Genomic DNA, 11,470 nt, shown 5'->3' with positions numbered 1-11,470 from the left:
TCGTTCGGTGTGTGCGGAAGCGCTCGATCGCACCGGCGGCGACAGTGTCGTGCTGCGTGCTCTTCCGATCTGCACGCAACCGTCAAGCGGACCCGCCGATGGCTGGAAAACTCGAAACCTATCAACGCATGCGGCGTTTCAACCAGACGCCGGAACCTTCCGGCGACGCTGCTGAAAAAGCTAAAGCCCGACGCGCATCGAAAAAGGCGCAGGCGAGCGGGCTTTCGTTCGTCATTCAGGAGCACGACGCACGCCGGCTTCACTACGATTTCCGGCTCGAACTCGACGGCACGCTGAAGTCGTGGGCCGTGCCGAAGGGGCCGAGCCTGGATCCATCGGTTAAACGGCTTGCTGTGCATGTCGAGGACCATCCGATCGATTACGGTTCCTTCGAAGGCGCGATCCCCGAAGGCAATTACGGCGCGGGCAGCGTAATCGTCTGGGATCGCGGGACGTGGGAGCCGCAAAGCGGGAGTATCGATGAAGCGCGCGCCACGTACAAAAAGGGCAAGCTCAAGTTCGTGCTTCATGGCGACAAGCTGCAGGGCGGCTGGACGCTCGTGCGCAGCCATATGCGCGGCAATGGCGACAAAGAACAGTGGTTGCTGATCAAGGAACGCGACGACGAAGCCCGCAACGAAGCCGACTACGACGTTTTGCTCAAGAAGCCCGGCAGTGTGATGAGCGATTCGCTTGGCGCGCGCACGAAAAGCGGTGAGGTGCGCGAGCGCGCCGAGCGCAAGAGCGCAGCGAAGACGACGAAAGCGGCGCCATCCCCAAAGCGGCCTGCCGTCAAGGATAAGGGAACGAGTCCCGAGCGGCCGCGGCCGGACATCGTCGCGAACCGCAGCGCTGAATCGCTGCGCACCCTCGCCGATAATCCCGCCATCCAGGACGCGGTCAAGGCGAAACTCCCCGCCACCATGAAACCGCAACTCGCGACGCTCGTGGACGCGTCGCCATCGAGCGATGACTGGACGTACGAGATCAAGTTCGATGGATATCGGATCATGATCCGCATAGACCGCGAGGGCGGTGCAAAGCCAAAGGCAGCGCAAGCGCAATTCTTTACGCGCAACGGCCACGACTGGACCGACAAGTTCAGCCGTCAGGTCAAGGCGCTCGACAAGCTCGATGTACAGAACGCATGGCTTGACGGCGAAGCCGTCGTGCTGGACGACGACGATCTGCCGAATTTCCAGAAGCTGCAGAACGCCTTCGATACAAACCGTCCGCAAGACATCGCGATCTATTTCTTCGATATCCCTTTTTTGAATGGTTACGACCTGCGCAACGTGCCGCTGATCCAGCGCCGGGCGATCCTGCAAGCGCTGCTGGAACCGCTGGACGACGAAGTACTGCGCTTTTCGGCGGACTTCGAATTCGGCGCGGACGATCTGTTGAAAAGTGCGTGCGACATGGCGCTGGAAGGAATCATCGGCAAGCGTCGCGACAGCACTTATACGTCTGGGCGCAGCAATAGCTGGATCAAGCTGAAATGCAGGCGGCGGCAGGAGTTCGTGGTCGGCGGATACTCGGAGCCGACTGGCAGCCGTGGCGAGTTCGGCGCCTTGCTGCTTGGCGTCTACGATGCAAAAGGCAAGCTGCAATACGCCGGCCGCGTGGGCAGTGGCTTCAACGCTGGAACCCTGCGCGATATCAAGAAGCAACTCGATAAACGCGAGATTCAAAAGATGCCGTTTGCGTCGGCGCCAAGAGAGCGCAGCCGTACGCCGGTGCATTGGGTCACGCCGGAGCTCGTCGCCGAGTGCAACTTTGCCGAGTGGACGTCTGAGCGGATTGTCCGGCAGGCATCGTTCGTCAGTTTGAGAACCGATAAACCCGCGAAAGAGATCGTGAAGGAAGAGCCGAAATCGACGAAGGAGGTCGCATTGAACGACGAAAACGAAGTCGCAGCGGCGCCCGCGAAAAAATCGGCGGCGAAGTCGGTGAGCAAAACCAACGCCGTCGCCAAGAAAGCCTCGGCCAAGAAAGCCCCGGCCAAGAAAGCCGCCGCGAAAAACACCGCCGGCGCTGAACTGGTCGCCGGGGTGAAGATCAGCCATCCGGAGCGCGTGCTCGATCCATCGACGGGTGTCAGCAAGCTCGACCTTGCCCTCTACTACGAAGCCGTGGCGCCCTGGATATTGCCGCATCTGAAGGACCGTCCCGTGTCGCTGGTTCGAGCACCAGGGGATATCGGCGGGGAGCTGTTCTTTCAAAAGCACAGCGAAAAACTCACGATCCCGAACGTGAAACAGCATCCGGGTATCGATCCTGGACACCCGGCGCTCATCACGATAGAAAACGCCGGCGCGCTCGTCGGCGCGGCGCAGATGGGCACCATTGAAATGCACACGTGGAACGCGCTTGCGGCGAAGCTGGAGAAACCTGACCGCATGGTCTTCGACCTCGATCCCGGCGAAGGACTCGGCTGGGACCGCATGAAGGAAGCCGCGCGTCTCACGCGCGAACTGCTGGAAGAACTCGGCCTTGCCTCCTTTTGCAAGACGAGCGGCGGCAAGGGCTTGCACGTAGTCGTACCGCTCACGCCGCAAGCCGGATGGGATGAAGTGAAGGGTTTCTCGCAAGCCGTCGCGCAGCACATGGCCGGCGCGTTGCCAAAATATTTCTCGGCGAAGATGGGCAAGCAGAATCGTCAGGACAAGATCTTCGTCGATTACCTGCGCAATAACCGCGGCTCAAGCACAGTCGCCGCATACTCATTGCGCGCACGGCCGGGAATGGGGGCGTCGGTGCCGATCGGCTGGGATGAACTCGATGCCACTACGGCCGGCGATCAATGGAACATCGGCAATCTGCATGAGCGGCTGGACGAACTCGACGCCGACCCATGGGCCGAGTACTGGAAGACGAAACAACGCATCTCCGCTGCCATGAAAAAGCGGCTCGATATCAAATAAACCGCCCGGAGGTTGCAATGACGCAGCAAGGCAAGACATCCCACGACGAAGCCACGCGAGCCGGTCCGACTGACGACGGCCGCGAACTGGAAAGCAAGCGCGCGGTCGATACGACCGCGCCGCTTCCGCATGAAACCGATGAAAGCCCGGCCTCGCAAGATGATCGCGAGCCGCGCAAGGTTGGGGAACAGGCGCATGAGGATCTGGAGCGGGGACTCGAAGATACGGATCGCCGTGGCGGCGCAGACTATCAGGAGCGGACGCAAACCGACGAGCACGCGAACGCGAACAGCCCTCGCAAGCCCTGATCCGCAATAACGTAATCGCTGCCCGTGGTCAACAAAGCGCCTCTTGCGTAGAATGGGCGCGCGGTATCGAAAATTGACGCGACAGCGCGTGAGTCAAGCTGGTAAAGGCGCTCGCGGGAGTTCGCTGCAGTTATTCCTACCTTTTTGCAGTTGGCAAAAATTTGATTTTCGGTAACCCTTGCCGATATCCTCGCGCACGCCGACTGGCCTTGCATCGGCAACGAGGTGTCCGCTAAAAGCTGCGGACCTCATGCATCGTCGTAATGCGACGTGGGCCAATGCGCCGCAACCCCGTGGAAAACCATGAACGGACCATGCAATACGATCTTCTGTCCCTTCTGAAGACTGCAACCGCCGAGAGTCATACGCGGCTTGAAAACGAACTGGACCTGATGCGCCCCGAATGGCCGCGTGAAGACTATGTCGCGCTGCTCGACGGCTTTTATGGCTATGTTGCGCCGTGGGAAGACCTGGCTGCGCGGTCCCTGCCTGCGCACTTGCGCCAATTCTTTGAAGCACGCCGGAAGGCAGCGCTTCTCGAAGCTGACCTGTCGTTTCTCACCGGCAACCCCGCCCGCGCGCAAACAGTACCTTCAGTGGACCATTTGCCTGCGATGAACACCATTGGCCGTGTGTTCGGTTCCATGTATGTCATGGAAGGCTCGACGCTCGGCGGACGTTTCATCGCGCCGCACGTGGCCAAGCTCTTCAGCCTGGATACCGGCTTGGGCAACGCGTACTTCGACGGTTACGGCCCGCGAACCGGCAGCATGTGGAATGCGTTTCGCGAAACGGCGAACGGTGAAGTGCCGCGTGACCAATACGATGCTGCGCTCGAGGCTGCGATTGCCACATTCGACGGACTGCACGACTGGCTCGGCGCGGTTCGCGCAGATTCGGGGGCAACGGCATGAGCAGTGGGTCCGAGCCAACGCCGGGCGTTGATGCGACAGCGCGCGCGGCGGTCAGCGACATCGCATATTCTTCTTCATTGCCTGACATGAAGGCGCGCCAGCTCACATTAGCAGCCGGCGCTGCCAATGCGCAATGCGACGCCGAGCCCATCCATATCCCCGGTGGCATCCAGCCGCATGGCTATCTGCTGTGTCTGTCCGACACATTGACGATCCTGCAGGCGAGCGAAAATCTTGCAGTGCTTGCAAAGCGGCCTGTCGAGCAGCTACTGGGCGAACCGGTCGATGTACTGCTCGGCATAACTGCCGCAGAACAGATCGCGCATGCCGTGGCGAGCGCCGAACTGGATGAGACGCCGCTTTACATCGGCGTGGTGGAAAACGTGCTTTATCTGCCGGCGGCATCGGCACAGGAACGACCGATTGCATCCGTCGATGGACCCGAGTTCGATATCACCATCCACCGGCATGACGGCAACCTGATCGTCGAACTCGAAATCGCGCGGCATTCGAACTCGGATGTCTTTGCATCCATGTATCCGCTCGTGCGCACCTTCACACGCAGCCTGCAGGATGTGGAGACAGTGACCGAGCTGGCGGAACTCGCCGTCCAGGAAGTGCGCCGGATGACCGGTTTTGGCCGCGTGCTTCTCTACAATTTCGACGAAGAAGGCCGCAGCCACGTGCTGGCCGAAAGCAAGGACGACAGCTACGTATCGTTCCTGAACCAGACATTTCCCGCCTCGGATATCCCGCGACAGGCGCGTGCGCTCTACGTCAAGCAGCGCGTGCGGCTGGTCGCTGACGTCGATGCCAAACCCGTGCGGATCGTGCCGCCGGTCAGCCCTGTCACAGGCCGCCCGCCCGACCTGACTTACACCTCGCTGCGCAGCTTCTCGCCCATTCATCTCGAATACATGCGCAACATGGGCACGCACGCGTCCATGTCGGTGTCGCTTATCGTGCGCGGCAAGCTGTGGGGCCTGATTTCCTGCCACGACCACGACGCGCAGCTCGTACCGTTCGAAGTGCGCATGGCGATCGAGCATCTTGGGCAGCTTGTGTCGCTGCAGATCGAGGCGAAGGAAGAGCGCGCCGAGGCCGCTTACCTGCAAAGCTTGCGCAGCACGATGTCACGTCTGATCGCGAGGCTTTCCGAGCACGAGGATTACCGTGTGGCCCTGGAATCGTCGCCCGATGATCTGTTGTGTTTCGCCGGCTCGCGGGGCGCGGCCATTGTCGCGGACGGCAAGGTGACGCTGATCGGTTTCACGCCCGACGCCGATACCGTGCTCGCACTCGCACAATGGCTCGAATCGAGCACGAAGGGCGTTTATGCAACCGACGCACTGCCTGAAGAGTGGCCGCGCGCATCCCGTCATATCGATACGGCAAGCGGCATTCTCGCTGTGCCCATCTCGCAGATTTTTCGCAATTACGTGATCTGGTTCCGGCCCGAAACCGCGCGCACGATCGAATGGGCGGGCGAGCCGGTCAAGCGTGTATCGAGTCAGGACGGCAGCGTCGCGCCGCGCAAGGACTTTGCGCCATGGCTCGAAATCGTGCGCAACCGGTCACTGCGCTGGCGGCCGGTGGAACTTGAAATAGCGGCTGAATTCCGTGCATCGATGCTTAACATCGTATTGCGCCGGGCCGAAGAACTCGCGGAACTCGCAAGCGAACTGAGCCGCGCGAACAAGGAACTCGAAGCGTTTTCATATTCCGTTTCTCACGATCTGCGCGCGCCGCTGCGCCACATTGCCGGGTACGGCGACCTGCTGCGCGAGACCGAGGGCGAGACGCTATCGGAGCGCAGCAAGCGCTTTCTCACCAATATGCTGGATTCGGCGCGGCTTGCGGGCGTGCTAGTGGATGATCTGCTGACGTTCTCGCAAATGGGCCGTGCGGCGTTGCGGCCGGTACAGGTCGACCTGAATCAGCTCGTTCAGTCGGTGGTCCAGGAATTCGGCGCGGAAACCGCAAACCGGAAGGTCGAATGGATCATTCCCGAGTTGCCGAGTGTCACGGGCGACCCGGCGTTCCTGCAGATCGCGCTGCGCAACCTGTTCTCGAACGCCGTGAAATACACGCGTACGCGGGAATCGGCGAGAATCGAATTGTCGGTCAATTCGACGACCGACGAATACATCGTGAGCGTGCGGGATAACGGCGTCGGCTTCAACATGAAGTACGTGAACAAGCTGTTCGGGGTGTTCCAGCGGCTGCACCGTGCGGAAGAATTCGACGGCACCGGAATCGGGCTTGCGAATGTGCGCCGGATCATCGAGCGGCACGACGGCCGGACGTGGGCCGAAGGGCGCGAAGGCGAAGGGGCCGCGTTCCATTTCTCGCTGCCAAAGGTGTTCAGGACCGATTCCGTAGATGCCGACGGCAGGCGGCGCAAGTCTCGCACGGCGCCGTCGTCCGGTTGAAACGCACCCAGGCAGCACCCGCTCAAAATCAGTCAATTACCAGACCATGCTGAAACCCATATTGCTTGTCGAAGACAATCCCAGCGATCTAGAACTGACGCTCGTCGCGCTCGATAAAAGCCAGCTTGCCAACGAGGTGATCGTGGCGCGCGACGGCCAGGAAGCGATCGATTACCTGCGCTGCGAGGGCGAATGGAACACGCGTAACCCCGGTAATCCGGCGGTCATACTGCTTGACCTGAAGCTGCCGAAAATCGACGGCCTGGAAGTGCTCGAGACCATTCGCGCGAGCGAGGTACTCAAGGCGATTCCCGTCGTCATGCTGACTTCGTCGCGTGAAGAACAGGACCTCGTTCGCAGCTACGCGCTTGGCGTGAACGCCTACGTGGTCAAGCCGGTCGAGTTCAATGAGTTCGTCGAGGCCATTGCGGATCTCGGGGTGTTCTGGGCCGTGCTGAACGAGCCGCCGCCCGGGTCCATGCGGGTCCGCCGTCAGCCGGCTTCGGAATGAACCATAAGCACAATCTTGTCCGCCCGGCGCCTTGCTGCGCGCGCCGGTTCGCCTGAGCTCCCAGACCATGCAGCCTTTGCACCTGCTTCTCGTAGAAGACAACGCGCTCGACGCGGAACTGACCTTGAGCCAGCTGGAGCGCGCCGACTATGAGGTCGACGTACAGATTGTCTATACCGAACAGGATTTCATCGCGGCGCTGGACACCACCGAGTTCGATGTCATCCTTGCCGACTTTGTGATGCCGGTTTTCTCCGGCGTGGAAGCGCTCGCGATCGCGCGTGAACGCGTGCCGCAGACGCCATTCATTTTTGTGTCCGGCGTGCTCGGCGAGGAACATGCGGTCGACATGCTCAAGCGCGGCGCCACCGACTATGTGCTCAAGCAGCGCCTGCAGCGCTTGCCCGCGGTCGTGCGCCGTGCGCTGACGGAAAGCACCGAACGCCAGCAACGCATTGCGGTTGAACGCGCGTTGCGGGAGACGGAGACGCATTTCCGGCTGCTCGTCGATGCACTCAAGGACTACGCCGTCATCACGCTCGATCAGGAGGGCCGGATACGGACGTGGAATGCGGCATCGGAACGCATTTTGGGATTTACCGCGCATGACGTGATCGGCCGCTCGGCCGAAGTGTTCTACGGTCAGGAAGATCGTGACGCCGATGTCTTTGCCGCGGAACTGGCGATCGCGCGTGCCGAAGGTAGTGGAAGCGCCGACCGGTGGTTATGGCGCAAGGACGGGCGCTCGTTTTTTGCATCGGGCGTGACAACGGCCATCCGCGCGGATAACGGCGACCTGATCGGCTATTCGACGATCATCCGCGATGTCACCGAAGAACACATGGCCGCCGACGCCCTGCGCGTTGCGAAGGAGCAGGCCGAGACCGCGAACCGCGCGAAGGACCACTTCCTCGCCGTGCTGTCGCATGAATTGCGCACGCCTTTGACGCCGATCGTGGCTGCCGTCCGGCTGCTCGAGATGCGTCATACGCTGCCGGCCGAAGCCCAGCCCACGCTCGAATTGATCCGGCGCAACGTGGAACTGGAAGCGCGCCTGATCGACGATCTGCTCGATCTGACCAGCATTGCGCGCGGCAAGTTATCGCTGAATTTTGCGAACGTGGTGCTCGAGACTTTGATGTCGAGCGCGCTCGATATGTCCGAGTCCGATCTGCGCGGCAAGGGCCTGACGCTCGAAACCACGCTGGGCGCGAGCTCGACGCTGGTTTTCGGCGATGCCGCCAGGCTGCAGCAAATCGTCTGGAACCTGATGAAGAACGCGGTGAAATTTACGCCCGCGGGTGGACATATCGCGGTGCGGACGTGGAATCCGGACACATCGACGATTGCCATTTCTGTGACCGACAGCGGCATCGGCATCAGCGCCGAAGCGTTGCCGCGCATTTTCTCGGCTTTCGAGCAAGCCGATGATTCCATCACGCGCGCGTTCGGCGGACTTGGACTGGGGCTTGCCATTGCAAGCACGCTGGCGTTGAAGCATGGCGGCACGCTGACCGCCCAGAGCGACGGACGCGACAAGGGCGCGCGCTTCACGCTGACCTTGCCGCTCGTCAAGTTCGGCGCTGAAGACGAGGCGTCGCCGAGCGCCACTCAGGACCCCGATGAAATAGTGCGGTCGCTAAAGGTGTTGCTGGTCGAGGACAACGAATACACGTCGTCGGCGATGGCGCAGGTCCTGGAAGTGCTCGGGCATCAGGTCGCCGTCGCGACGACCGTGACTGAAGCGCTGTTGTTCGCGCGATCGGATGTGTTCGATCTGCTCGTCAGCGATATCGGTTTGCCGGATGGCAGCGGGCTCGACGTCGCGCGCGCCTGGACCGAGCTGCAGCCCGGCAAGCCGTCGGTTGCGATCACGGGTTATGGCATGGACGAGGATATCCGCCGATGCCGCGAAGCCGGTTTCCTCGATCACCTGACCAAGCCGGTGAATTTTGCACGGCTCGAGTCGCTGATTCATACGTTCGCGCGGCGGCCGGGCGCTTAGTTGCCTTATTTAGCTGCCTTATTTAGCTGCCTTATTTGCTTCTGGTTTTCCTCTCGACCAGTTTCGATGCCATGAACCGGTGCTCGGCGGAAAACAATCGCCGGTACGTCATCAATACAGCGCCGACCGTTCCCAGCGCCGACGAAGCCGCGATGAAAAACATGATAACGATCTGATACCGCACCGCCTGCAACGGCGATTGTCCGGCCAGCACCTGTCCCGTCATCATCCCAGGCAGACTCACCAGGCCGACCACGGTCATCTGGTTCAACGTCGGGATCATGCCCGCGCGCACCGCCTGCCGCGCTGGACCCTGCGCCGCTTCCCAGCGCGTGGCGCCCAGTGCAAGCGACATCTCCACCACGCCGCGTCCCGAGGTCAGTTCCTCCGTCATCCGCTCGATCCCGAGCGACACGCCCGTGAGCGTATTGCCGAGGATCATCCCGAGGATTGGAATCGCGTATTGCGGTTCGTACCACGGATGAATGCGGATCACGACAAACAATCCGACAGCCGCCACGAGCCACGAACTCACCCAGATCGACACAATGCTGTCTGCCCGCTGCCCGGCATAGGTCCGCCGTCCACGATTGGATGCCGACAGTCCCGCGATCAGCGTCATCAACGCCATCAAAGGCAGGACGACATACCAGCGCGCGAACTGGAACACCCAGCCGAGCACATAGCCGATCGCCAGCAACTGCACGACGGTTCGCACCGCCGCCCACGCCAGCTTGCGTTCGAGATCGAGCTTCAACATCACCGACAACACGCCGTTCACCACGATCAGCGCGGCCGCAATGCCGATATCGAAAAGACTTAGCGTCTGGTAGCCGCTCATGCCAGGACTCCGGCAGTCATCACGAGCTGGCGTTCGCCCACGCGTTGCGCCTGGGCCGGATCGTGCGATATCCAGATGCTCGCGCGCGCGCCATGGCCTTCGGCGAACCATGCGCCGACCAGCGCTTCGATCTCCAGCGCCGAAGCTGGGTCGAGCGAAGCCGTGGGTTCATCGAGGAGAAGGATGTCCGGGTCGACCTGCAGCACGCGGATCAGCGCGGCAATCTGCGCTTCGCCGCCCGAAAGGTCGCTTGCGCGTTTGTCGAGGAAATTGGTGCTGCGGCCGGCGTGGTTCGCAAGCTCGACAACGCGCTCGCGATCGAACCGGACATCGCGATAAACCTTCAGCGAAAACGGATAGCGCAGATTGTCTTCGACGCTGCCATCGAGCATGGCGGGGCGTTGCGCGATGTAGGCCACCCGGCGTCGGTACGAAGGAATTTCGCCGCGCGCGATTGGCTGGCCGCGCCACTGGATCGTGCCGTCGTCGATGGGATCGAGCAGCGCCAACGCCCGCAAGAACACGCTTTTGCCCGATCCGGATGGCCCCGTGATTACCGCTCGCTCGCCGGCTGCAAGGGTGAAGCTGGTCGGATGAAGCAGGGTGACGCCGCGGGCTGGGTCCTGGCGCGTGAGCGCGACGGTGCGAAGCATTGGTGAATTTGCGTGTGTAGGCATCGAGCTGACGGCAGGGATTGTTGTTTGAGCGCAATCATAAGCCACCGATAAGGCATGGAAACGCCGGGCACGCGACGTGCTGACCCCGTTATTCAACAGAAAAAACGAGGATGCCGCGATGGCAATTGGCCGGAAAATCGGAAAAATAGTCGGTTGGATCATTGCGGTTCTGATCGTGCTGATCGTCGTGGCGGTGATCGTGTTCCTCACCTTCGACTGGAATCGCGCGCGGCCATGGGTTGACGACAAGGTCTCGCAGGCCATTGGCCGGGAGTTCCAGATTACTGGTGATCTGAAGGTCGGCTGGCAGCGTCCGCCCGATGAAACCGGATGGCGCCGATGGGTTCCATGGCCCCGTTTTTCTGCTGAAAAAATCACGGTCGCCAATCCGGACTGGACGAAACAAAAGTACTTTGCGACGCTCGACGAGATCGACTTTCAGGTCGAGATCCTGCCGCTGCTCACGCGCAACATCGTGATTCCATCGATCAACCTGGTGAACCCCTCGGTCGATCTCGAACGCCTGAAAGATAACCGCAATAACTGGACGTTCAAGTTCAAGCAATCCACAGAGCCATCCACGTGGAACTTGCAGCTTCATGATATTGCGCTGAATAAAGGCAATATCGCTTATGCCGACGAAATCACGAAAGCCGATATGCAGGCAGTCGTCAATACGCTCGGCCAGATGATTCCTATCGGCGATGTGATGAAGCAGCAGGAAGCGGCGTCGCAGAAGTCATCGGCCGAACAGGTCGGCAAGAGCGGCGCGAACAAGCTCAACCAGCAAGTCGATAAAGCCGCCGATGCCGCCGCCGCTTCCGATGCCGCGGCTTTATCGACTTGCTGGTTGAGCTA

9 protein-coding genes are annotated in these 11,470 nt (G+C 61.0%); 7 read left to right on the top strand and 2 right to left on the bottom strand.

Annotation, left to right across the window (positions count from 1 at the left end):
- Nucleotides 1-98: 98 nt before the first annotated feature.
- The 6 genes from ligD to ACRXB1_RS19140 all read left to right on the top strand — a co-directional run bounded on the left by ligD (nt 99) and on the right by ACRXB1_RS19140 (nt 9,094).
- A complete protein-coding gene (ligD, locus tag ACRXB1_RS19165; RefSeq protein ID WP_449492883.1) occupies nt 99-2,924 on the top strand; it encodes a DNA ligase D in 2,826 nt (941 codons plus the stop codon).
- A 17-nt stretch (nt 2,925-2,941) separates the two neighbouring features.
- Complete coding sequence (locus ACRXB1_RS19160) at nt 2,942-3,232, top strand: hypothetical protein (RefSeq protein WP_375507490.1); 291 nt, start codon at nt 2,942-2,944, stop codon at nt 3,230-3,232.
- A gap of 314 nt (nt 3,233-3,546) precedes the next feature.
- Nucleotides 3,547-4,146, top strand: coding sequence for a biliverdin-producing heme oxygenase (locus ACRXB1_RS19155; RefSeq protein WP_449492882.1), 600 nt, complete (start codon nt 3,547-3,549; stop codon nt 4,144-4,146).
- Complete coding sequence (locus ACRXB1_RS19150) at nt 4,143-6,578, top strand: ATP-binding protein (protein ID WP_449492881.1); 2,436 nt, start codon at nt 4,143-4,145, stop codon at nt 6,576-6,578. The genes ACRXB1_RS19155 and ACRXB1_RS19150 overlap by 4 nt, the downstream gene beginning before the upstream one ends.
- 46 nt (nt 6,579-6,624) lie before the next feature.
- Nucleotides 6,625-7,089 (top strand): response regulator, encoded by a 465-nt coding sequence (locus ACRXB1_RS19145; RefSeq protein WP_062000860.1) that lies wholly within the window; start codon nt 6,625-6,627, stop codon nt 7,087-7,089.
- Between the two features lie 67 nt (nt 7,090-7,156).
- Complete coding sequence (locus ACRXB1_RS19140; RefSeq protein WP_449492880.1) at nt 7,157-9,094, top strand: response regulator; 1,938 nt, start codon at nt 7,157-7,159, stop codon at nt 9,092-9,094.
- Between the two features lie 31 nt (nt 9,095-9,125).
- Here the strand turns inward: ACRXB1_RS19140 and ACRXB1_RS19135 are convergent, their stop codons facing one another.
- Complete coding sequence (locus tag ACRXB1_RS19135; protein WP_086382977.1) at nt 9,126-9,935, bottom strand: ABC transporter permease; 810 nt, start codon at nt 9,933-9,935, stop codon at nt 9,126-9,128.
- Nucleotides 9,932-10,588 (bottom strand): ABC transporter ATP-binding protein, encoded by a 657-nt coding sequence (locus ACRXB1_RS19130; protein WP_449492879.1) that lies wholly within the window; start codon nt 10,586-10,588, stop codon nt 9,932-9,934. Before ACRXB1_RS19130 ends, ACRXB1_RS19135 begins: the two co-directional genes overlap by 4 nt.
- Before the next feature lie 142 nt (nt 10,589-10,730).
- On the opposite strand from ACRXB1_RS19130, the gene ACRXB1_RS19125 reads away from it, so the two are divergent.
- The coding region (locus ACRXB1_RS19125) for an AsmA family protein (protein ID WP_449492878.1) at nt 10,731-11,470 on the top strand (740 nt) is incomplete at its 3' end.

The organism is Caballeronia sp. M23-90 (genome assembly GCF_053574605.1).
The sequence above is the reverse complement of the archived record's forward strand: the minus strand, read 5'-3'. Positions and strand labels throughout refer to the sequence as shown.